General features: G+C 47.9%; 21 protein-coding genes. 14 read left to right on the top strand and 7 right to left on the bottom strand.

The genetic code is table 11. The annotated features are described in order from the left end of the window. Positions 1-30: 30 nt before the first annotated feature. The 9 genes from mutL to radA all read left to right on the top strand — a co-directional run bounded on the left by mutL (position 31) and on the right by radA (position 9625). Positions 31-1953, top strand: a complete 1923-nt coding sequence (mutL, locus tag BTV99_RS03405; protein WP_075100955.1) for a DNA mismatch repair endonuclease MutL — start codon at positions 31-33, stop codon at positions 1951-1953. 172 nt (positions 1954-2125) lie between these two features. After that, positions 2126-3277, top strand: a complete 1152-nt coding sequence (miaA, locus tag BTV99_RS03400; RefSeq protein WP_075101035.1) for a tRNA (adenosine(37)-N6)-dimethylallyltransferase MiaA — start codon at positions 2126-2128, stop codon at positions 3275-3277. A 370-nt stretch (positions 3278-3647) separates the two neighbouring features. Beyond that, complete coding sequence (hfq, locus tag BTV99_RS03395) at positions 3648-4142, top strand: RNA chaperone Hfq (protein ID WP_075100954.1); 495 nt, start codon at positions 3648-3650, stop codon at positions 4140-4142. A 224-nt stretch (positions 4143-4366) separates the two neighbouring features. Continuing rightward, a complete protein-coding gene (locus BTV99_RS03390) occupies positions 4367-5359 on the top strand; it encodes an SIS domain-containing protein (RefSeq protein WP_075100953.1) in 993 nt (330 codons plus the stop codon). Between the two features lie 120 nt (positions 5360-5479). Further along, positions 5480-6046, top strand: a complete 567-nt coding sequence (locus tag BTV99_RS03385; protein ID WP_075100952.1) for an HAD family hydrolase — start codon at positions 5480-5482, stop codon at positions 6044-6046. Then, positions 6043-6624 carry an LPS export ABC transporter periplasmic protein LptC gene (gene lptC / locus BTV99_RS03380; RefSeq protein WP_075100951.1) on the top strand — a complete coding sequence of 194 codons (582 nt, stop codon included), beginning with the start codon at positions 6043-6045 and terminating at the stop codon, positions 6622-6624. The genes BTV99_RS03385 and lptC overlap by 4 nt, the downstream gene beginning before the upstream one ends. 104 nt (positions 6625-6728) lie before the next feature. After that, positions 6729-7256, top strand: coding sequence for a lipopolysaccharide transport periplasmic protein LptA (gene lptA, locus BTV99_RS03375; RefSeq protein WP_075101034.1), 528 nt, complete (start codon positions 6729-6731; stop codon positions 7254-7256). Positions 7257-7379: 123 nt separating this feature from the next. Further along, positions 7380-8090 (top strand): LPS export ABC transporter ATP-binding protein, encoded by a 711-nt coding sequence (lptB, locus tag BTV99_RS03370; protein ID WP_256713724.1) that lies wholly within the window; start codon positions 7380-7382, stop codon positions 8088-8090. A 95-nt stretch (positions 8091-8185) separates the two neighbouring features. Continuing rightward, complete coding sequence (gene radA, locus BTV99_RS03365; protein WP_075100949.1) at positions 8186-9625, top strand: DNA repair protein RadA; 1440 nt, start codon at positions 8186-8188, stop codon at positions 9623-9625. Positions 9626-9736: 111 nt separating this feature from the next. On the opposite strand, the gene BTV99_RS03360 is transcribed toward radA, so the two are convergent. Together BTV99_RS03360 and rodA are read right to left on the bottom strand one after the other, a co-directional pair. Beyond that, a complete protein-coding gene (locus BTV99_RS03360; RefSeq protein WP_075100948.1) occupies positions 9737-10351 on the bottom strand; it encodes a septal ring lytic transglycosylase RlpA family protein in 615 nt (204 codons plus the stop codon). Positions 10352-10963: 612 nt separating this feature from the next. Further along, entirely contained in the window at positions 10964-12106 is a 1143-nt protein-coding gene (rodA, locus tag BTV99_RS03355; RefSeq protein WP_075100947.1) for a rod shape-determining protein RodA, read from the bottom strand. A gap of 312 nt (positions 12107-12418) precedes the next feature. Here rodA and BTV99_RS03350 point away from each other — a divergent pair, with 312 nt between their 5' ends. Together BTV99_RS03350 and BTV99_RS03345 are read left to right on the top strand one after the other, a co-directional pair. Next, the gene (locus BTV99_RS03350; protein ID WP_256713718.1) at positions 12419-13309 is read left to right on the top strand and encodes a D-Ala-D-Ala carboxypeptidase family metallohydrolase; all 891 of its coding nucleotides are present in this window, start codon (positions 12419-12421) and stop codon (positions 13307-13309) included. Positions 13310-13495: 186 nt separating this feature from the next. Continuing rightward, a complete protein-coding gene (locus BTV99_RS03345; RefSeq protein ID WP_075100945.1) occupies positions 13496-14083 on the top strand; it encodes a hypothetical protein in 588 nt (195 codons plus the stop codon). Between the two features lie 114 nt (positions 14084-14197). Here the strand turns inward: BTV99_RS03345 and BTV99_RS03340 are convergent, their stop codons facing one another. The 3 genes from BTV99_RS03340 to BTV99_RS13410 form a co-directional block, all read right to left on the bottom strand. Further along, positions 14198-15724: a pitrilysin family protein gene (locus tag BTV99_RS03340; protein WP_075100944.1), complete on the bottom strand. Its 1527-nt coding sequence runs from the start codon at positions 15722-15724 to the stop codon at positions 14198-14200. Positions 15725-15771: 47 nt separating this feature from the next. Then, a complete protein-coding gene (locus tag BTV99_RS03335) occupies positions 15772-17334 on the bottom strand; it encodes a pitrilysin family protein (protein ID WP_075100943.1) in 1563 nt (520 codons plus the stop codon). A gap of 88 nt (positions 17335-17422) precedes the next feature. Continuing rightward, positions 17423-17584: a hypothetical protein gene (locus BTV99_RS13410; protein ID WP_172953096.1), complete on the bottom strand. Its 162-nt coding sequence runs from the start codon at positions 17582-17584 to the stop codon at positions 17423-17425. Positions 17585-18453: 869 nt separating this feature from the next. Here BTV99_RS13410 and ftsY point away from each other — a divergent pair. Continuing rightward, positions 18454-19365 (top strand): signal recognition particle-docking protein FtsY, encoded by a 912-nt coding sequence (ftsY, locus tag BTV99_RS03330; protein WP_256713723.1) that lies wholly within the window; start codon positions 18454-18456, stop codon positions 19363-19365. 83 nt (positions 19366-19448) lie between these two features. Then, positions 19449-20021, top strand: coding sequence for a methylated-DNA--[protein]-cysteine S-methyltransferase (locus tag BTV99_RS03325; RefSeq protein ID WP_075100941.1), 573 nt, complete (start codon positions 19449-19451; stop codon positions 20019-20021). 85 nt (positions 20022-20106) lie between these two features. Here BTV99_RS03325 and BTV99_RS03320 read toward each other — a convergent pair whose 3' ends face one another. Further along, the gene (locus BTV99_RS03320) at positions 20107-20856 is read right to left on the bottom strand and encodes a YebC/PmpR family DNA-binding transcriptional regulator (RefSeq protein WP_075100940.1); all 750 of its coding nucleotides are present in this window, start codon (positions 20854-20856) and stop codon (positions 20107-20109) included. A 333-nt stretch (positions 20857-21189) separates the two neighbouring features. Between BTV99_RS03320 and BTV99_RS03315 the strand changes: the two genes are divergently transcribed. Continuing rightward, positions 21190-22020 carry an ion transporter gene (locus BTV99_RS03315; RefSeq protein WP_075100939.1) on the top strand — a complete coding sequence of 277 codons (831 nt, stop codon included), beginning with the start codon at positions 21190-21192 and terminating at the stop codon, positions 22018-22020. Between the two features lie 28 nt (positions 22021-22048). Here the strand turns inward: BTV99_RS03315 and BTV99_RS03310 are convergent, their stop codons facing one another. Next, positions 22049-23350 (bottom strand): AarF/ABC1/UbiB kinase family protein, encoded by a 1302-nt coding sequence (locus BTV99_RS03310; protein ID WP_075100938.1) that lies wholly within the window; start codon positions 23348-23350, stop codon positions 22049-22051. Between the last annotated feature and the right edge of the window lie 64 nt (positions 23351-23414).

Below are 23414 nucleotides of genomic sequence, written 5' to 3'. Positions count from 1 at the left end.
CTTTTTTAATGCCATAACGATACCTTTTAAATGCCAGAGACTCCTCCTCAGACCCGTATCAAAAAACTACCACCGCTGCTGGTCAATCAATTGGCCGCAGGTGAAGTGGTGACGCGCCCGGCTGCCGTGGTAAAGGAGTTGCTAGAAAACGCCATTGATGCTGGCGCAAGCGACATTGAGATACGGGTGACCCAAGGCGGCATGGGCATGATCGAGGTGATAGATAATGGTACTGGCATTCATCCTGATGATATGGTGATGGCGATTACCCGTCATGCGACCAGTAAGATTGCAGATGTGGCCAATCTACAAGGGATTACGACGTTGGGGTTTCGCGGGGAAGCATTGGCTGCGACGGCGGCGGTTTCTCGCTTAACCTTGACCAGTAGCCCTGACGATAGCGGCGTCGGCCGTCAGTTACAGGTTGCAGGCGTGCTGGCTGATGTACCGACGCTCACGCCCGTGGTGCATCATCGTGGGACGACGATTACGGTCAAAGATTTGTACTTTAATGTTCCTGCTCGGCGCAGCAATCTTAAATCTATTGCCACGGAGTTTGGTCATATTGAGGCGATTGTTCGTGATGTGGCTTTGGCTCGCGCAGACGTAGCACTGAGCCTGTTTCATGATAATAAAAAACGACTATTACTCTCATCCAACCCGATGACCTCTCATGCAATGCCAACCGAGCGTAATCAGGCGGCAGATTGGGCGACCAACTGCAGTGCTAATGCCCATCAAAATAGTCCAAACCCGTTATCGTTATCACGGCTAGAGCAAGCATTGGGGGTTGCTTTGACGACCAATGCGCTTGAGATTATGCTTGATCTGTCGGGTCTACTACAGCAGTCTTTCGTGTCCGATGCTGGGATGGGGTGGGGTGATAGAGCCCGTGTCCATGGCTGGCTGTGGCCCAGTGTCGAGACACAAGTGGCGTCGGCACAAAGTATGCCAAAGCTGCTCTACGTCAATGGCCGTTTGGTCAAAGAGCCGATTATCAGTAATCAGCTGCGTCAATTGGCTCAAAGCGCGCGGCTGGCAGGTCTGGGTTATGCGCTATATTTTGAGTTGCCAGCCGAGTGGCTCAATATCAATGTACACCCGACCAAACAGCGTATTAAGATCAGTCCTTTAAACAACATCATGGCGCATCTCAATCATGCGGTTCGTGCTAAGCTAAAGCCCATTATGCCGGCCCAGCTGCCAGATGAGCCTACTCACAAAAAAGATAAGCGATCAGTAAATTACAATGCTACCAATAGCCGCTCAGACAATAGGTCAGATGCTGAGCGTTGGCTGTCATCTGCAGTAGCCACCAATGATCATCACAATAGCTCATCACGGTTGCAGTATCGGCAGTCCAGCAGACGAGTCAGTGGATACCAGCAGCCCTATGAGCTGTCCAAAAACCCAGATAGCACGGCAACGGTGACGCCAGTAGACAAGGCCCCGACTAAGACGTTGACTAAGACGCCGGGTGAGTCAAGGGATGCCGCGCCGCAGGTAGCCTCTACAGAGTATGGGTTAAAGACGCTTTACTTAGACCTCGTCTGTTTAGAGGTCATCCATTTGGACAGCTTACATAGTATCAAGCCACTCATGGACTCTGCTGCTACAAATATAGATACATTTATAGGTAAAGATACATTGCCGTGGTTGCTGTTTTATCATCAAGGTCAATGCTCGATTGTCAGTGCCGCCGTATGGCAGTCGCAGCTTAGCTTGCTGTTTGCGCCGGATAGGTGGACGGATAGTACTTATACAGATCAAGCTTGTATTGCCGCTGATATCAATCAGCAACTAAGCGAGATAGGGCAGCAGATGTCGATGCCAGATGCGTTAGCATTTAAGGCTGACTTACAGGCTTTGCTAAGTAACCATGCCATTTATGCGGTAGCGGGTAGTCGGTTAATCGCATGGATGCTATCAGCCGCCGCGCCGTCAGTATCATAACCATATCACCAGCACTCGTCTTCTATAGCCAATCACCCGTCAGCCTTATCATAAAAACCCTACAATAATTATCATATACTCTGCGATTAGCCATTGTGCTTTAGCATGTGTAAGGCAGTTAGTGTGGCGTTGGCTCGCAATTTATATAAAAATCATTTATAAAGGTCGTTTTATGCAACTCTCCTCTGATAGCTCGTCTTATCGCTTAAATCCCAATTTGGCGGACAACAGCGTGGTGTGTTTGATGGCGCCTACCGCCAGTGGCAAGACCGCGCTAGCGTATGAGCTATACGACACAGGACGCTATGAGCTAATATCAGTGGACTCAGCACTGATATATCGTGAGATGAATATCGGAACCGCCAAGCCCACAACAAAGGAGCTGGCGCGTTATCCGCATCATTTGGTCGATATTATCGATCCTGTGCAAAGCTATAGCGCCGCGGATTTTGTCAGTGATGTGGCGCGGCTGATTGAAGCCTGTCATCAAAACGGCAAAATACCACTACTGGTCGGCGGTACCATGATGTATTACATGGCGCTGCTAGATGGGCTCTCACCTGTGCCAGATAGTGATGAGGCAGTACGCCTGCGCGTAGAGCAGTGGCGGCAAGAGGACGGTATCGACGCGCTGTATGGCTATTTGGAAAAGGTGGATCCGATCAGTCATCGGCGTCTCAATGCCACTGACACGCAGCGTATCACTCGCGCGGTCGAGGTGTATCTGCAAACGGATACAGCGATCAGTGACTGGCAGCAGCAGCCCAAACAAGCCCTCGCGCACAATACAGACCAACAATGGCATGCGCTGGCCGTCATGCCAGAGCGCTCGTGGTTACATCAGCGCATCGAGCAGCGCTTGGATATCATGTGGCAAGAAGGACTGGTTGCTGAAGTCCTAGGCCTGCTTAAGCGTTATTCGTTGACGCCTAACATGCCCTCGATGCGCTGCGTTGGCTATCGGCAAGTGTTAGAGTATCTCGTCCAGATTGAGCACCCAGTCTTTGAGCACAGCCACTTAGACAAAGCGCTGTTTTATGATGCTTTTTTAACCCCGTCACCACAAGATCAAGAGGCTGTCTCTACCAGTGAGCGGCAGCGGCTTGCTTGTCAGCAAATGCAAAATAAGGCATTATATGCCACTCGGCAGCTGGCAAAGCGTCAATACACATGGCTACGCAAGCTCACGCAGCTGCCAACCCTGTCTGATCCGCAGGTCAATGACGCGCACTCGCTTGCCCATCCTAACGATCGACAAGCCGTTCATCCAATCACGCTACAGACATTTGATACCATGGCCCATGTCAGAGATTACTTGTATTAACGCATGTTTTATCAATATGTAAAAAATAATGACAATTAGTTTCAAAATATAATGTAGATAACTGGTATAATTTAAACCTAGTAAACTAGTGGGAATTGCCTAGTTATTGCGGTTTTTATGGGTATTGACTGACCTTTGTTTATAGAAAGTCTTTGTGAAACAAGTGGTTACTTAATTATTCACAATAAAAGCGTATTCACAAGAAAAGCGTATTCGCGATAAAGTAGAATGACTCACATAGTATGCGTGTTTATTTGGATGCGTTTGATTAAAGCGTATCATTGTATCTATCTTCAGCCATTATAATGAAAGCCACACTTAAAATAATTGGCACTTAAAACATAATTATATAATATTTAGGAGAGACTTCATGTCAAAAGGACAAACTTTACAAGATCCGTTCTTGAATTCGCTGCGCAAAGATCGCATTCCTGTCTCTATCTTTTTGGTTAATGGTATCAAGCTGCAAGGTCAAATCGAATCGTTTGATCAATACGTGGTACTGCTCAAAAACACGGTCAGTCAAATGGTTTACAAGCATGCCATCTCGACAGTAGTGCCAGCACGCAACCCACGTAGCGGCACTACTGGCACGGGTAGTCAAACACAAGGTGTTAGTCCAACTGGTTATCAAGGCGGCGGGTTTGAACGAGGCGGAAACCCTGCGGGTGTCGGGGGTTTTGAAGAGCGTGGGTTTGCTTCGAGTCGTAGCGGTTTTAACCGTGGCGGCTTTGGTCAAGGCCAAGATCGCGGGTTTGAGCGTGGTAGCTTTGGTCAAGATCGTGGGTTTGAGCGCGGTGGATTTGGTCAAGACCGCGGCTTTGAATCGCCCGCAGACGAAGGATCTCACGACGATAACGGCTAGGCGGCTTAGTACAGGATAAACGCCGTGATGCGATACGACTGATTGAATTAAAACCTGCTTTATAGTGGGTTTTTTTTATATGATTTTTTATGGTTTTACAAGCAATGGAATGGGGCGTTGATACTCTAATACCCGCGCCTCTCAGTACGTTTGAAGATATTATTAATATTGACGATAGTATAGTAAAATAGACAGTTGATTCATGATAACAATAGAGCGGATCCATGAGTAATACCCAAAGCAATCTCACCCACGAGCAATTTATCAGCACTGCTATTGAAGCCATCAATACGGAAATTTCTGCGCTGGCATTGTTGACAGAGCAGATAGATGATCGATTTGCCCAAGCCTGCGATATTATTTTGGCCTGTCAGGGCCGTGTGGTGGTGACGGGGATGGGTAAGTCGGGACTGATCGGTCGCAAGATAGCGGCGACCTTTGCCTCGACTGGTACGCCCGCGTTTTTTATGCACCCAGGCGAGGCAGGGCATGGCGACTTAGGGATGCTGGTCAAAGGTGATGTGCTGCTTGCCATCTCCAACTCTGGCGAGTCAGATGAGATCAAGATGCTACTTCCCGTGGTCAAGCGTCTAGAGATTCCGCTGATCAGTATCAGTCGTGATAAGCGTGGCATGCTACCCCGTTCAGCAGACATCGTATTGACACTCGGTAAGTCGCAAGAAGCTTGCCCACTGAATTTAGCGCCGACTTCTAGTACCACAGCGACGTTGGCATTAGGTGATGCGTTGGCAGTGGCGTTGGTACATGCGCGTAATTTTACCTCAGAAGATTTTGCGTTGTCACATCCAGCAGGCGCGCTTGGTCGCCAGCTACTGACGCGCGTGGAAGACTTGATGCACACCAAGTCTGAAGACTTGCCGCTTATTCATCAGCAAGCGCCTTTACAAGACGCCCTCTTTACGATGTCAGCTGGGCGTTTGGGTATGACGGTGGTGATTGATGATAGCGATAGAGTGGTTGGCGTTTTTACCGACGGGGATTTGCGCCGTGGCTTAGAAAAAGGCATTGATTTACAAACACCGATGCATGAGGTGATGGTCAGTAATCCTCGCCGTGTCAGTAAGACCATGCGAGCATCGGATGCGCTAAGCGTGATGAACGAAAACGGCATCAGTCAGCTACTTATCATCGATGAGCAAGACCGCTTAGAGGCCATCATCACCTTGCATGATCTACTAAAGGCTGGTGTAAAATAGCTTTTATTGCGAAAAGTACAGTGGGTAACACAAAGCGCCACTAAACAAAAACCAAGCTCATTAGCCGCTAAAGGGCATGCAATTTAATCACTATCTATAACATAATAAAAGAGAGATATCATGCAAGACTTAATCAAAAAAGCAGGGAAAGTCAAACTTTTGGTGATGGATGTCGATGGTATCTTATCAAACGGTCAAATCATTTATGATGCCAATGGCACCGAGACCAAGGCTTTTTCTGTACAAGATGGCGTCGGCGTCAAGTCGTTGGCACGCTATGGTATTTTGACCGCCATTATCACAGGGCGCAGCAGTCCTATGGTCGACAAGCGCGCCCGTGAGATGAGTGTGGATTATATCGTACAAGGTCGTGATGATAAACTGATTGCACTGACTGAGTTGTTAGCGATGCTGGATCCTGCGCTCAACATCACAGCAGCAGACTGTGCCTATATGGGCGATGATTTACCAGACATCAAAGCGATGCAAACCGTAGGGTTTGCCGCCACCGTCCCTAATGCTCATGCCGAGGTTATCAAACGCAGCGACATGGTGACGACGAGAGCGGGTGGTACAGGCGCGGTACGCGAGATATGCGATTTGATTTTAAAGGGTCATGGGCACTATCAGGGTTTTATAGCGCATTATACACTTGAGCAAACGCAAACTGGGGATGAGGGACTGTGAATACACGTGTATTAATCGTTCTGGCATTGATTATCGCTGGTATCGCTGGTTGGTTCTTTCAGCAGCAAGGCGAGATAACCCCGCCGGTCAGTATGGAAGCGACCGATGTCGACTATGAAGCAACGGACATCAAGGCTGTACAGACCAACGAGCAAGGCGAGACAGAATACGAGCTGACAGCCGAATCATTGACCCACAACCCTGTGACCAATCTCGATGAGATGTCCGGTATTACCATGAACTGGGAACCATCTGCCGAGCAGCGCTATCGTATTGAGGCTGGGAGTGCCGCTATCAGCCAGCAGACAGGGGAGCTTAGCTTGTCTGGCGGTTTTACCCTCATCAGTGAAGGCAATCCAGATAAAGAGGTCGAGCCTATCAAGGTGACGGGCAGTACGCTAAAGGGCAATACCAAATCAGGACAAGTGTATAGCGAAGCACCTGTGAAAATCGAGCAAGGAGCAAACCGTTTTGAAGCGGCCACTATGACAGCCAATCTCGAGACTGGTGATTATGAATTTGGGCAAGTAGCGGTCGCCTTTACACCAGCTCAGCGTCAGGACAAGGCACTGTTTTAAAGAGCCGATTTAAAGTGGCTGTTTACAGTACCCATTTAAAGAGCTCATTGAAAGAACCCAGTTGGCGGCAAGTCCTCCTATCTATTATAAGACGAGTGATGTTTATGAAACCTAAATTTTTGTCTACGCTGCGCGCGCTACCGATGCTCATGCTGGTTGCGCTGCCGCTTTATAGCCACGCTCTGCCATCAGATGCCAACCAGCCGATCAAACTATTGGCAGACAAGGCCACGTATAGCGAGCGTACAGGGGTCACCAGCTATGCAGGCAGCGTGATTATTACTCAAGGGACTTTTAAGATGACCGCAGATAATATCACGGTCAACCTATCTCAGCAGCGCAGTATCAACTCTGCAGTGGCGACCGGCCGACCAGCGACGATGCAGCAAATCGTGACACGAGAAAAAGGCCTAGCAAAAGGTCAAGCCAATAAGATTGATTATAATGCCGTCACTGGCATCATCACGCTGACTGGCAATGCCAGACTGGTACAAAATGGCGCAAGTTTTGCAGGTAATGTCATCCGTTATAGTCTAAAAGCCGGCGATGTTGAGGCCACTGCTGGTGGTAATCAGCGCGTAGAGCTGGTGTTTCCGCCCAATGCCAGTAGCAGCCAAAGTGGTATACGTTAGACGGCAAGGCAGCTTTTGTTGTCGTGCCTGAATTTTGCAAAACATGAGTAAGTTATGAGTGATAATCAAAGTATTGACCCTGTAGTCGCCCAGCAAGCCTCGGTCTCAAGCACCCGACTGTCTATGCAAAACTTGGGTAAGCGCTATGGAAAGCGCTGGGTAGTCAAGGACGTCTCGTTTTCTGTCGAACAAGGACAAGTGGTGGGACTGCTAGGCCCGAACGGTGCTGGCAAAACCACCAGTTTTTATATGGTGGTCGGGCTGGTCAATATGGACAAAGGCCGCGTGACACTCGGTAAGACGGATCTGTCCAAATACGGCATGCATGAGCGTGCGCGGGCAGGTATTGGGTATCTGCCGCAAGAGGCTTCTATATTTCGTAAGCTCTCTATCGAAGACAATATTTTGGCGATCTTACAGACGCGGACAGAACTAAGTGCCGCTCAGCAGCGCCAAGAGCTTGAAAAACTTATCGGAGAGTTCCATTTAGAGCATGTGCGCAAATCTTTGGGCATGAGCGTCTCTGGTGGTGAGCGCCGCCGCTGTGAGATTGCCCGTGCTCTTGCGGCTGACCCGAAGTTTATTTTGTTAGATGAGCCGTTTGCTGGGGTAGATCCTATCTCTGTCGGCGATATCAAAGATGTGATTTTGACCCTAAAAAATCGCGGTATCGGCGTCCTGATTACTGACCATAATGTGCGAGACACACTGGCCATCTGCGAAAAAGCCTATATCGTCTCCGAAGGTGCCATTATCGCTGAAGGTACCTCTTGTGAAGTGCTAGAAAATGAGTTGGTGAAATCAGTATACTTGGGTAAAGACTTTCAAGTATAAACCAACCATCTTTCATACTTTTTTACCATGATGGGGGCTGAGGTACTCAGGTTATTGGTATTATCAATCAAACACCTAAAATAGGCTCATAAATTATGGCAAAAAATAAGAGCAGTTATGTTTGTCAAAGCTGCGGTGCGCACTTTGGTAAATGGGCAGGGCAGTGTAGCGATTGTAGTGAATGGAATACTCTGGTCGAAGCCCCAAATGTCAGCATGCCGCATCATAACAAAAGCGCGGCAAAATCTACGGCCAGCCGTGGCACTCCTCGTACGGCCAGTACTGCCGCGACCGGCAATTACTCAGGGACGCATAGTGCGGTGATGCCACTCAATGCGGTGAGCGTCACATTGGATACACGCTTGCCGACAGGTATCAGCGAGTTCGATCGCGTACTAGGTGGCGGCTTGGTCGCAGGCTCAGTGGTGCTGATCGGTGGTGATCCTGGTATCGGCAAGTCAACCATTCTTTTGCAGACAGCGACCAATATGGCGCGCGCCGACTCGTTGGCGGGTAGTGCGCTGTACGTGACGGGCGAAGAATCATTGGCTCAGGTCGCTATGCGTGCCAAACGCTTAGAGCTGCCAGCCGATAGATTGCGAGTATTGGCGGAGACCAATGTGGAGACCATCTGTGCTGCATTGACCCAAGAGCAGCCGGCGATTGCGATTATTGACTCTATTCAGACCATCTATACCGATGCCATTAGCTCGGCGCCGGGCGGTGTCAGTCAGATTCGAGAGTCAGCTGCGATGTTGACTCGTTATGCCAAACAGACAGGTACCGCATTATTTTTGGTCGGTCATGTGACCAAAGAGGGTACCCTTGCAGGCCCGCGCGTACTTGAGCACATGGTCGATACGGTACTGTACTTTGAGGGGCAGTCAGACTCTCGTTTTCGAATGATTCGCGCAGTCAAAAACCGTTTTGGCGCAGTCAATGAGCTGGGTATCTTTGGTATGACGGATTTAGGCCTCAAAGAAGTGGCGAATCCTTCAGCGATTTTTTTGAGCCGTTACGATAAGCCAGTCGCAGGCTCAGTGGTGATGGTCAGCCGCGAAGGCACAAGACCGCTATTGGTCGAGGTGCAGGCATTGGTGGACGATTCACAAGGATCGCCTAGGCGCATGGCATTGGGGTTAGATTTTCAGCGTTTATCGATGCTGCTGGCAGTGATGCATCGTCATGGTGGCATCCATACCAGCGGTCAAGACGTTTATGTCAACGTCGTCGGCGGGGTCAAAGTGATAGAAACAGGCTCTGATCTGGCGGTATTACTTGCGTGCGCGTCAAGTATCAAAGAGCGCGCTTTGCCGTCTTCGCTAGCGGTGTTTGGTGAGGTGGGTCTTTCAGGTGAAATCCGTCCCGTACCCAATGGCCAAGAACGGCTCAAAGAAGCCATGAAGCATGGCTTTAAGCATGCCATTATTCCTAAGGCCAATGCGCCTGCAAAAGGTGCGGCGCAGTTTAAAGAAATTAACGTCATCGCAGTGGAGCGTCTAGATGATGCCATCGAAAGTGCTTTTGAGTTATGAGTGGGGTCTTTCTCGAGCAGACGCTATAAATGACCTTTAAGATAAAAAAAGCACCTAACTTATTCAAGTTAGGTGCTTTTTTAGTGCTATGTACTAAATATCAAACCAGTATTAGGGTCCTGCAACGCGCTCGATTGATACGTTACCGACACCTTTATTGGTAATGCCTAAACGCTTAGCAGCGCCATAAGATAAGTCTAATACTCGGTTGCCATGGAACGGGCCACGGTCGTTCACCTTAACCACGACACTTTTGCCATTGGTTTTATTGGTTACTTTGACATAGCAGTTCAAAGGTAGAGAACGGTGAGCAGCAGTCAAACCATTCATGTCAAAAGTTTCGCCGCTGGCTGTTTTGCGGCCATGAAACTTACGACCATACCAAGAGGCAAGCCCTGTTTGTTTAAATTTGCTCACAGAGTTAGAAGCCACGGCAGTGAGACGCTCTAATACATCTTCGTCGTTGCTGACTTCTGTGGTATCACTGGCCAGTAGTGAGCTGCTCAGTGCCAACGATGTTGGCTTGCGTGCTGACTTAACCAAGCTTGATGCGCCGTCATGCTGACGGCTAAGCTCACTTAAGACGCGATCGATATGGGCGGCGTTGTCTTGCGAAATCATGGCAAGATTGGTTTTTGCTTCAGCAGCGTTTGCATGAGTCGCCGCTGCAGAGCCAGCGAACAACACAGCTGACACAGTCAGTAAACCAGATAAACGCTTATTCATAGATACCTCGATAACTTATATATCAAAACCTAACTCTATTCTTTGTGAGGTTTAGATGGAGCGCTACAACGTTGGACCAATCCAGCGGTATCGAGCGCTCCAAAGCCTTCTCATCACGATATATATTGATGACAACCAAAGGCTTTCTAGGTATTGATATACGTTAATTTTATGTCATTATCATAAGTGGTTTTCAAACCTAGCTACTTATGAAACGCTCAAAGGATGGTTAACGATACATACTTGATTTAAACGATAACGATCTTAGGAGAAAAGACAGTGCCAAATATATAAGGCACATTGCTAACTTAATCAAGGGTTTGAGAAGTGTTAAGTGTAACTTTGTTATTAAACCGTTAATTAAGTAGTGTCTTTGCAAGCCTGCAATCTACAAGTCGCTAACTATACGGCTGAGCTACAACCAAAATATAATTGAATGCAAAGTTTTTTAGCACCTATGTACGGGTTATGTATCATAGGGCAATAAAAAGAGGGTAACGCAATTATTTGTAAAAAACAAGGATTAATATCTATCCGTACCAACCAACTATGGGTTGGTACTAGAGGATACTTGAGGAGAAATGTTGGATTATGCGATAGGTGAACGTAGTCTTAGCTTGGTCTGTGCGTATGAATAGACATCAGTAGGCCAAAGCCTGCCATCAAGGTGACAATGGCTGTACCGCCATAACTGATGAATGGCAACGGCACCCCAACCACGGGTAATAAGCCGCCAACCATGCCAACGTTGACGAATATATATACAAAAAATGACATGGCGATGGCGCCAGCCAGCAGCCTGCTATAGATATCAGGATGCGTGAAGGCAATATATAACGCCCGTGCCAGCAGGCAGCAGTAAATAAACATTAGCAATAATACACCAAGCAAGCCAAACTCTTCTGAGAATGCAGCAATGATAAAGTCTGTATGACCTTCTGGTAAAAAATGCAGATGTGACTGCGTGCCTTCTAGGTAGCCTTTACCAGTGAGTCCGCCTGAACCGATAGCGGTTTTGGACTGTATGATGTTCCAACCAGCGCCTTGGACATCTGCCTCTGGGTTTAGCAGCGTCATGACACGCGTTCGCTGATAGTCGTGCAACAAAAAATTCCATGCAATGGCCACGAAAGGTACGGCAAGAATGGCAGCCGCGGAAATCAGCCGCCAAGACAGACCAGCTAAAAACAATACAAAAATCCCACTGGCCGCGACCAACAACGATGTACCTAAGTCTGGCTCTTTGGCGATCAACAACACCGGAACCATAATCAAGGCTAAGGTAACGATAATGCTTGCAAAAGAGGGCGGTAGGTCGCGCTTGGACAAAAACCAAGCACACATCATCGGCATCCCAAGCTTCATAAACTCTGAGGGCTGCACGCTACCGAACCCTGGAAGGTTAATCCAGCGCTGAGCACCCATCCGAACTTCACCAATGATATCAACCAACACCAACAAGATAAGCCCTAAGACATAAAAGATGGGCGTAAAGGTTCGATAAACGCTAGGGGGAATCTGCGCCATGGTAAACATCACAGCAAACGCCACACCATAACTGACCACTTGACGGATGACCATGTCCACGTCCTGACCGGCGGCGCTGTACAAAATCGTCAAGCCAATACAGCAGACCGTCAATAACAAGAGGGTCAGCCAGGGGTCGATATGAATACGTTGCCACAGCGTCGGTGCATGACCTTGGCCTAAATGATGGCTTTGACGTGAAAAACGGTATTGCGGGTTAGAAGACATAGGCAAGTGGGGCTGACAATTGGTATAAAAAATGGGGGAGCCAAAAATAAGACATCAAACCTAACGATGTTGTCTTAGTATCGATAGCCTACCGTATATAAGGTAACACATAAGCAATAAAGTCACGTAATTATAAAACTATTCAGCATAAGTGTTATTTGTAAATTTTTGACCTCTATTTAGAAGCGATAGTTTAGCCTGCTTGCTGAAAATTTGATAGTATCGATAAAACGTTTTTAGCGGCAGTTTCTTGCGATGACTCATACAAAAAAACCTCTCTATAGGCAAATTTATCAGCCTATGCTGGCTCTCATGCTAGGTGCTAGCAGTATCACCACTCATGCCGTTATTATAAGTAACGATAGTGAGCGCCGTATTCAAGTCAGACATGGCAACAGTACGGCAAATGCTTATGTTAATAACAGTGACTCTAATCATAGTCCGGGCGTGACCATGCTCAGCGGCGCGAATGCCGTATCGGGCGACAGTATGCAAAGCTTGATTGCTCAAAAACAGCGTGATTTTGAGTCGAGCTTGTCCATACAAGAAAACAAGCGTGTCAATATCAAGCAGCGTCCACCTAGCTATACGTCCCCCGACAATCGCTATAACACCGCGCGCAATACTTATGATAATACCTATCGTGATTTTTCTAGTATGGATTTTCATGCATGGCTCAATAGCAACAGCTACCGCGCCCGTCAAGTGGCTGATTATCAGCGTTATCTCAGCGCCCGCGTTGGCGCTCAAAACGTACCGCCTTTGTCGCAGCTACTAACCACAGCACGCAGCTGGAGCAAGTGTGGCTATGAGCCCTACCAGTTGCCACCGCAAGAGCTGTGGGCAAATATCGTACCGACGTTGCGATTGTATAGCGAGCTCAAGCATCAAGGTGTATTGCCTGCCACCAGTGAAATACGGTCGGTATATCGCAGCCCCGGGCTCAATGAGTGTGCCGGCGGTGCTGCGAGTAGTAAACACATGAATGCAAGCGCCATAGATATTTGGGTGCCAGAATACCAAGACGATCTGTGGCGACTGAGCACCATGCAAGATGGCTTGTGTCAGTTTTGGCACTATCAAGGAGAAGCACACAACTTTGGGTTGGGGTTGTATGCCACAGGGGCGATTCACTTAGATACCGATGGCTACCGAAAATGGGGCTTTAATCATGCCAGCAGTAGCTCATCATGTCGCTATTAGCTCAAAAAAACGACAGTTTTACCTAAGTGGGTACAGAGCCTAATAAAATTCGGCCAAAGCCGTTATAATAGTGCTGATACAATAATGATAAGTGGCGCATGCTTTATCGAACAATCATGCCAGATGGCTGGGTAAGTATTGTTGGGTAAATAAGGTAACATTGGGCGTTTATTACAAGCAGGATTTATGAAAAAGCGGTATGTAACCAAGGCGGCAATTACCAAGATTGATAAATCAAAGACAAGATTTTGGCAGTCAAATAATATATATTTGACATTTTTTGGTGTCAGTTTTTTATTGCTTTTGGTCGTCAATGCTTGTAGTTCAGAGAGTTTTTCTGAAAATGGTTCGGCAGGTACAGAAAAAGTAGTCATAAATGATAAGGAAACCAAAGCTGAGCAGAATGCTCGAGAGGTCAAAAACAATATCAGAAACTCTTATGCTAGATTGGCCTCTGGTCGCTCTGATGTCTGCCCAAAGCTTATCCAAGAAAAGGTAGGCAGTCCGGTAGTCGAGCGTACCGCTGAAGTCATGGTCGATGATTACTGCGACTATTTTTTGTATGCAAGAGAGGGGCAAGTGATTGCTGTGCAAACAGACAATCGTCAGCTAGAAGCTTTGCTTATCGTCCCAACGCTGCATAATTTTGCCAACGGTGATTATCAGGTCGGCTCTTATGATAAGCATGTGATTCGCTTAAGCTACAATGGCGCGACGTATAAACCTGAAAATCTGGTTTATGATGTTGCCGTTACTGTCTCTGATGTACATTAATAGCGCTCAATCATAGAATCTAAGTCATAAAAAATGAAATAAAAAATGGACGATACCACATGGCATCGTCCATTTTTTACGGCGGTTTGTTTTATCACCGAGAGGTATTTGGCGCTATTTTTTAGCCTGCTTGTCTTGCCAAGGATCTACCTGCCCGACAGTGACAATCAAAAAATCATCAGGCTGCAATGTATCGCGTAGGGTTTGATTGACGCCAGCGAGCTGTACTTGATCGATACGATTAACATAATCGTCTAGGTAGCTGTTTGGTAGTTGATAAAAGTTCATCATACCCAGTAAACCATTGATGCCTGCATTGCTGGCAAAGCCCATCGGAAAGCTGTTTTTTAGGCTGTCTTTGGTCAGACGTATCTCATCATGGGTAAGACCATTATCCAAAGTCTCTTGAATAACCGCTAGGCTTGCATCAATGGCTGCACGCGCTTTGTCATTGCGGGTCGAAAACCCAATCTGATACGGCCCGCGTGTTAGCATCGGATTCATAGCGCCTGAGATACCATAAGTGTAGCCAAGGTTTTGTCTGATTTCAGTCATCAGGCGAGCGTTAAAATCACCGCCTGCCAATACGTCATTACCGATGGCAAAGTTGGTTTGCTGCTGCTGCTCTTTTGGGTTGGTCGCGCGTTTGCTACCCAGTTGCCCCATTAGCACCGTGGTTTGTGTACTGGGAAAGGGGATATGAATATGCTTGGCTTGAGTGAGGGGCTTGGGTTCGGTAAGCTCAGGCGCAGGCTGACCGGAGGGCAGCGTGGTGGTAATGTCCTCAGCCAGTTTTTTTGCTTGCGCCAAGGTTAGGTTGCCCGTGATAGCAAGAGAGGCATTGGCCGCGACCAGATAGCGGTTTTTAAAATCGATAAGCTGCTGCTTGTCTATGTTTGGTACGGTCTCAAGGGTGCCAACTGAAGGGTGCGCATAAGGATGATCGCCGTATAATGCTTGACTAAACGCAATGCTCGCCAGACTACCGGGGTCTTGTTTTTGCTGCTGTAAGCCGACCAGCAAGCGTGCTTTGTTTCGTGCCAGTACTTCATCATTGAAGGCAGGCTCGGTGAGCATCTGTGTCATCAAGTCGGCAGCTGGCAATAAGTGCGCATCATCCGATAAGCTGCGTAGCGAGACAATAAACATATCCTTGTAGGCGCGGCTACTCAGATTGATGCCTAAGGTCTCAACGGCTCGTGTAAACGCCGTTTCATCCAAGTGCTTGGCGCCTTGAGTCAGCATGGTGGCGGTCATATTGGCAATGCCAAAACCTTTTTTGCGTATGCTACTATCACGGGCGCTACCGGCGTTAAAGCGTAGATCGATATCGACGATGGGCAGCGCGGTTGTTTGGGCAAAGCGCACTGGCACGCCAGCGCTGGTCGTAAATTGCTCAATCGCTGGGACAGTGACGGTCAAAGGCGCAGCATTATCTAAACTGCTGAGCTTGGATAAGGCGGCAATGGGCGCGCTGGTATCGACGATTGCAGTGCTGCGGTTTTCTTCTGTGACTGTAGAGTCTGCTTGTGCTGGCATGACCAGTGTGGTCAGGCTCAATAATACCCCGCTGCTAAGTTGTGACAGTTTATAGCTGAAGGGTTTTTTGATTACTTGCAATAAATCACTAGTGTGGTTCATGGTTTTCTTCTTATTCATCATGTACTTGGTAGGCGACTGATTGATGCTTATTTATCTGTAGAGTCTTGTTGTCCAAGCTTTCTTTGAACGGACTCTTTTCGCTCAGTCTCTTTGGGCGGTATGATATGCATCGCAGTTAAGTTGTTTTTTACCAGATACTTTTTGCTCGCCGCCTGAATGTCTTGTATTGTGATGTTCTCAAGCTTGCTTGGTAGCTCGGCCAGCAGCCGATCGTCGAGCCCGATAGATTGTAGTGAGCCAATCATACGTGCTTGACCCTCCATGCTATCTTGCGCGTAGATAAGGCCGGTGACGGTGTTGGTCTTAGCACGATTGATTTCATCGGCGGCGATGGGGTCGGTTTTTAGTTTTTCTATCTCATCGATAATGGCTTGCTGTGCTTGAGCCAGACTGACGCCTTCGCGCGGTGTTGCTTGAATCAAAAACAACCCGTCACCGCGATCTAACAGATCATAGGACGTGCCGACTGTGGTCAGTAGACCCTGCTCACGTATCAAGCGGCTCTCTAGACGGGCAGAGAGGCCGCCATCTAGGACGTCCTGAGCAAGCGAGAGCGCATAGGCTTGTTTTTCATCGTTTTTATCTACAGTCACAAGGCTTGGGACGTTATAACCCATCAGCAAAACGGGTACTTGTACGGCTTGTTCAGAGTCAACTTTTTGGTAGCCGCGAAAGCCTGGTTGTCTGACGGCTGGACGTTTGGGTAGATGACTTGGCGCTAGCTGTCCAAAGTAGCGCTGCACCTGCGTCAATACGTCTTGTGGCTGTACATCGCCGACGATGACTAACGTGGCGTTGTTTGGTGCATACCATGTTTTGTACCAGTCTTTTAAATCAGGCAGCGTGATAGACGCCAGCTCATCCATGGGGCCGATGACCGACTCGCCCTTTGGACTATCAGGCAGCGCAAGCTTACGAAATGATTCATAAGCTTTGGCAAGCGGGTTGTCATCAGTACGCTGACGGCGCTCCTCCATCACTACCTGATGCTCTTTGGCAAACTCATCTGCATTGAATACAAGGTTTTTCATACGGTCAGCTTCTAGCTCAAGCGCTAGCGGAAAACGGTTGGCTGGGAATAGCTCGTAATAACCGGTGTAGTCGTAGCTGGTAAAAGCATTATTGACCCCGCCAAACTTGGCAATCAAGCGCTCAAAGTCATCGCTTGATACATCGCTTGTGCCTTTAAACATCATATGCTCAAGCAGGTGCGAGATACCCCCTTTATCGACCGGCTCGTCTGCCGAGCCAACGCGATACCAAACCTGCGTCATCACGACAGGAGCGCGGTGGTCTTCTCTAATCACCACTTTTAAACCGTTTTTTAACTGGTACTCATGGCGGCCTGACATGTCCATACTCAAGGCCGATGCACTCTGAGAGCGATTAGCGTGTTGGGCGCCGTTATCGGCCTTTTGGCCTGCTTGGCTTTGCGCTTCGCTAAACGGTGTCGCCGCTGATGAAGGTGGGCTAATAGCACTGGTTTGGCAAGCACTTAGGGTCGTTGCCAACGCCAGCGCACACGCGATGCGTAATGATAGAGCAGATAAAGGCGCAGAGGGTACAGACGATAAAAAGGGCAGTGACATGGTAGCTTCTACTTATATAAAATGGCAGCAAATAAACAGGCAAAAAACAATAAATCAGACGTATGATTGATGGCGAAAAAGCGTGCAGTTAGATAGACTTGTGCGCCCCAACCATGACGCTAGCAGTCGGCTTGATTTCTTGAGTCGTACTACACCCAGTCATCGAGAAGGCGATGCTCGTCAATAATAATGCCGAACCGATGCTAGTGATTTTTTTGCTCAGGCGTTTATGATAAGAATGTAGTGACATAACTGTTTCCAAAAATAATGATGAAGGATGACTGTGTTTGGATAAGGCAGTCTTTAAATAAGACTCTGTAGAGTAGGCGAAGTTTGGGAAATACAAGGTCGGATTTTTGTGTCCAAACCTTAAGCCAAACTTACTTGGCATCACGCCTGAATCCTCATACCCAAGGCATTTATCGATTGTCCAACATGGTGGGGCAGAGCGCACTTGGAATTATGCTAAACTAGACCAAAATAATCCGACACGCTGGGATTTGTCGATAGCAAAAACGGATTACATACCAAACCATTTAAAATAATCAAATTATTGATAGCAACAACTTTTAGGGCAAGCTTATGAATAACCCAAATAATAGCAGTCGTGTGGTCATCAATCTAGATGGCGATCTAGACGATTTAGACGACGATGATATTACCTTACCCAGTCTGCCAGCGCAATCGGTGCCCATTATCGATGAGCCTGAACATCAAGAGGATCCTCACACCGCGCAGAAGGACACAACTGCGGTTACCAATGGCTCTTCGGCAGATAGTGCAGATAATGTCGCTTTAGGCGCGCCCATCGTGACGCTTGATGAGCAAGGTGACATCAGTCATACGCCGACGACGCACACTGAAACGGGTGAGCATGCGGTCGATGATGCTAAAGAGAGTGATAATGACACCAGTGGTCATGCAGTAACAGAACCACCGCAGCCTGAGCCCAGTACCGCTTCCACTATCCCGGCCATGCCATTGCAAGAAAAACTAGGCGATAGCCAAAGCGTTAGTGCTACTCGTACGTCAGCAGCCAGTCAGCCTACATCTGAAGCAGCAGAGGCGGTAGAAAACAAAAAGGTAGAAGACAAGAAAAAGGGCAGCTGGTTTAACCGTATGAAAACGGGGCTAAGTAAGTCACGTAAAAACCTAGCCGAAGGCATGGTCAACATTCTGATCGGCGGCAAGGAGATCGATGACGAGCTGTTAGAAGAGGTCGAAGATCAACTACTGGTCGCCGATATCGGGGTCAATGCCACCAATCGTATCATCAAAAGTCTCACCGAGCAGACCGACCGTGGTGACTTGATTTATGCCCATTCCCTTTATAAAGCGCTACAAAATGAGCTGGTTGATATCTTAACGCCAAAGGTTGCACCGCTGCTCATTGATACCAGCAAAAAGCCCTTTGTTATTTTGGTGGTCGGCGTCAACGGTGTCGGAAAAACCACCACCATTGGTAAGCTTGCCAAGCGTCTACAAGGCGAGGGCAAGTCTGTCATGCTAGCGGCAGGTGATACCTTCCGCGCGGCAGCCACCGAGCAGCTGCAAATCTGGGGTGAGCGAAACGACATACCAGTCGTGGCACAGGGTCATGGCTCTGACAGTGCGTCGGTGATTTTTGATGCCATGCAATCGGCTAAAGCCAAAAACATCGATGTGTTAATCGCTGATACGGCTGGGCGCTTGCAAAACAAGACTCATTTGATGGCGGAGCTTGAAAAGGTGGTGCGTGTCATGCGAAAAGCCGATCCAAGCGCGCCGCACGAAGGCATGATCGTCCTTGATGCAGGCACCGGACAAAACGCTATCAATCAAGTCGAGCTGTTTAATAAAGTTGTGCCATTGACTGGGATCACCGTCACCAAACTAGACGGTACGGCCAAAGGAGGAGTGGTCTTTAATATCGCTGAAACGACGGACGTGCCGATTCGCTATATCGGCGTGGGAGAATCGATTGATGACTTGCGTGCCTTTAGTCCTAAGCAGTTTGTCGCCGCTTTGTTTGAAACCGATGACAAAGTGTAGCACTGCTAGCATGATTTGGGTGAACAAGCAAAATAGTGATGACCCAAAACGAGTGAGCGTATCAGTAGGAGCAAGGAGGCATCATGATAGTCACTGAAGCGGTATTTGCATCGCACCGAGTCGCATTGATTGCGAATGGGCACGCGCAGGATAGGCCTAGGTTGGTGGAGGTCAACTGGCTACAAGCTGGGGACAGTTGGCACTCTTCAAAGTCCATTGCTAAGCTAAAAAAACATCATGGTCTTTGTGATAAAGACTTTAGCTTTATCGCAAAAAATAGCCTAAGCAAAAATAAGCCAGCTCAAGCGCTACTTATTGACACCATCACGCAGCTAACCGCGTATTTTAGCGGCGCGCGGCAAACCTTTGATTTGCCGCTAGACATGAGTTTGGGCACCGAGTTTCAGCAGCGGGTGTGGCAGGCTTTGCAAGGCATCGATTATGGTGAGGCCATCAGCTATGCTGAGCTCGCAAAGCGAGTGGGCAGCCCAAAAGGCTTTCGCGCGGTTGCCAATGCCAATGGCAAAAACCCTTTTAGTATTATCGTGCCGTGTCATCGTGTGATTGCAAGCGATGGTAAAATTGGCGGTTATACTGGTGGTCTGGACAAAAAAGCGCATTTACTGGCGCTAGAAAGGATAAATTATAAAAGGTAAGCCATATAAAAAGAGGCCAAACGCTAAATACGTTTGGCCTCTTTTTTAGTATTTGTATAGTGAAGGCTATTTTGTATAGTGAAAGCTATTGCTCGAGCTGTGCCATGACGTCAGCGGAGAAGCTCACATTACTATAGACTTCTTGGACGTCGTCGATGTCTTCGAGCATGTCGATCATTTTCATGACCTTTTCGGCATCTTCGACGTTATCTATCTCAGCGGTGGTAGAGGGTGACATGGTCACTTCTGCATTGTCAGAGACCAAACCTGCGGCATTGAGCGCGTCTTTGACTTGACCAAAGCTTTCCCACTCGGTAATGACCATCAAGCTCTCGCCATCATTTTCGATATCTAAGGCACCAGCATCCAGCGCCGCCATCATGACCTCGTCCTCTAAGCTTGTATCATTAAAGGTAATCTCGCCGCGCTTGGTAAACAGATAAGCCACTGAGCCTGAGGTACCAAGATTGCCATCGTATTTGGTAAAAGCATGACGGACTTCGCTGACGGTTCGATTGAGGTTGTCGGTCATGGTCTCGACCAATACCGCCACGCCGCCGACGCCATAGCCTTCGTAGCTGACTTCTTCCATGTTTTCGTTATCGCCGCCGCCTGTGCCGCGATCGACAGCGCGATTGATGGTATCGCGGGTCATGTTCACCGATAGACCCTTTTCGATAGCGGCACGTAAGCGAGGGTTTTTATCAGGATCAGGGTCACCTTGTTTGGCGGCTGAGACGATCTCACGAATCACTTTGGTGAATACCTTGCCTCTTACCGCATCCTGACGAGCTTTACGGTGTTTGATGTTTGCCCATTTTGAATGGCCTGCCATATGACATCCTTAAGTTTTGCGTGTTATTGGTTGAGCGAAAAAACGGTGAATAACAACCATTTATTACTACATCATCTGTTTTTATTATATGATTGGTCTGTCTATTCAAGGTAGTAGAACTACTGGCACATGAACGATTTGTATGTCGTTGATAGTGCTTTTTTGTTACACTGTGGCAACTTATAGATTGTATTGATTGCTATAAGTGAGCAATATTATAAACCAGTTTTGTGTCTTTTGACCAACTTGCCCTTATCCTGCGCATTTTAATTCATTGGCAGCCTGTCGCCTTTGGGTTGATAGCGCTACTGACTCTATGATGTTACTGACTCTATGAAGCAACCAACCGCTGAAGCTATCACCCATTTGCGTAACCGCATTCATATTATTATCGAAGGGACTGATACCCGTTTGGGTAAGCTGTTTGATATTGTATTGTTGATTGCGATTTTGGCGAGTGTGGCGGTGGTCATGCTCGACAGTGTGCTCTATATGCGCTTGCAGTATGGCATATTGTTTTTGTACGCAGAGTGGTTTTTTACCATTTTGTTCACCATTGAGTATGCGCTGAGATTGTTTTCAGCGCCCAATCGTTTGCGCTATGCTTTTAGTTTTTTTGGTATTGTCGATTTATTGTCGGTGTTGCCAAGCTATCTAAGCTTGATGTTTGTCGGCGTCCAGTATCTGCTGGTGATACGTGTGTTGCGTATCTTACGTGTGTTTCGTGTCCTCAAGCTCAAGGCTTATATGCAGCAAGCGGGATTTTTGGCCTCAGCGCTGCGCACCAGTCAACAAAAAATCACTGTGTTTTTCTTATCTTTGGTGCTGTTGGTGACGATTTTCGGCTCGATCATATATGTGGTCGAGGGGCCGGAGAATGGTTTTACCAGTATTCCGCTGTCCATCTATTGGGCGGTTGTCACCATGACCACGGTCGGCTATGGTGATATGTCGCCCAAAACGCCGCTGGGTCAAGCCATTGCGACCATGGTCATGATTACAGGTTACTCTATTATTGCTGTGCCGACAGGGATTTTTACCTCGGAGCTGGCGCGTAATATGCGCCCGCAGCTCAACCCTGTGACCTGTCCAAACTGTGGTAAGTTTGGACATGCAGTCGGTGCCGACTTTTGTGATCGCTGCGGGCATGCGCTGCACATTTAGGGCGGGGAGGAAGTCAAAGCTATATAAATCAAAGCTTTATATAGTCATTGACGAGCGGTGATAAGTCGATAATCACGCCTAGGTTGACCAAGTTCCAATATTGGCCAGATACCGTTCGGTCCAGCATCATGGTCATCGCAGACGGCTGAAATTGGCCAAAATACTTTAAGGAAGTGCGCATTTGAGTGATGACTTCATGATGTACTTGACTGTTGCCAAAATCAAAAGCGCCTTTATGATAAGGTGAAATGGATAAAGGTTTTAGCCCGATAGACAGCCACGTTTCATAAAACTCACCCGGGATGTGTTTGTCATCATCGCGGCGGATATCTAGGGCGATTAAGTCTTGCTCAAGGGCTGTAACATCACCTTTGATGGCATGCTGGGCAAAGCGCTTAAACAGCTGCACCTCGCTGTCACTATAGCTACGAATGCCGCCAAAATCATAGGCGATGACGCTGCCATCTTCCCGAAAGGCAAAGTTGCCAGGGTGTGGGTCGCAGTGCATACGGTATAATTCAAACAGCTGGCCTGCAGTAAAATGAAACAAACGCTTGGCGATTTTTTGCTTGATATCATTATCCCATGTTGCCGCGACACTGAGCGTCTCGCCCATCTCTTCTGTCAGGGTCAAGATTCGCTTGGTCGAGTGGCTGCTGATGACCTTGGGAATAATAATACCCGTACCCTCTGCATGAAACGCCCCAAACACGCGCAGATTGTGCGCTTCTTTAATATAGTCTAGCTCATCGTGCAGGCTTTGGCGTATTTCATGAAACAGCTGCTCTTGCAATTGTTTGCTCATATTGAGTACGCCGGCGATTTTAAGCGCCATACGCACTTGTTTGAGGTCACTGTCGCAGTTTTCATCGACATTGGGGTATTGAACCTTGACGACGACTCTTTGCCCCGATGGCAACACCGCTTTGTGTACTTGCCCGATGGAGGCGGCAGCAAACGGCGTCTCTTCGAATTCACTAAATAATTCTGCTACTGGTGTTTTTAGCTCGCGCTCAATCTGGGCGCGTATCTGAGTATATGGCATCGGTGGCGCGTCTTTTTGGAGTTTTTCTAGCGCCGCTGCTACCTCAGGTGGAAACACGTCTTTATATTGCGAGGCGATTTGTCCCACTTTCATCACCGCACCTTTCATCTCACCCAAGGTCTCAGCGATTTGGATACCCACATCTTGCATCAGCTCTGAGCGGGCTTGCAGGCGCTTTTCTTCATCGCTTGATAGGTGTTTAAATGAGTTTTTAGCGGCTTTACCGGCGATGCTTGCTGTCATGCCAGCAAGTTTCATAAAGCGTTTTCCGGAGGTTTTTGCCATTCATATCACCTTGTAGTGGGTTGTGTGCTCATCTGTTATTTTATTATTTTAATCAAGTGATTGC

The sequence above is a fragment of the Psychrobacter sp. Rd 27.2 genome, assembly GCF_001921755.1.
Lineage (GTDB): Bacteria > Pseudomonadota > Gammaproteobacteria > Pseudomonadales > Moraxellaceae > Psychrobacter > Psychrobacter celer.
The sequence above is the reverse complement of the archived record's forward strand: the minus strand, read 5'-3'. Positions and strand labels throughout refer to the sequence as shown.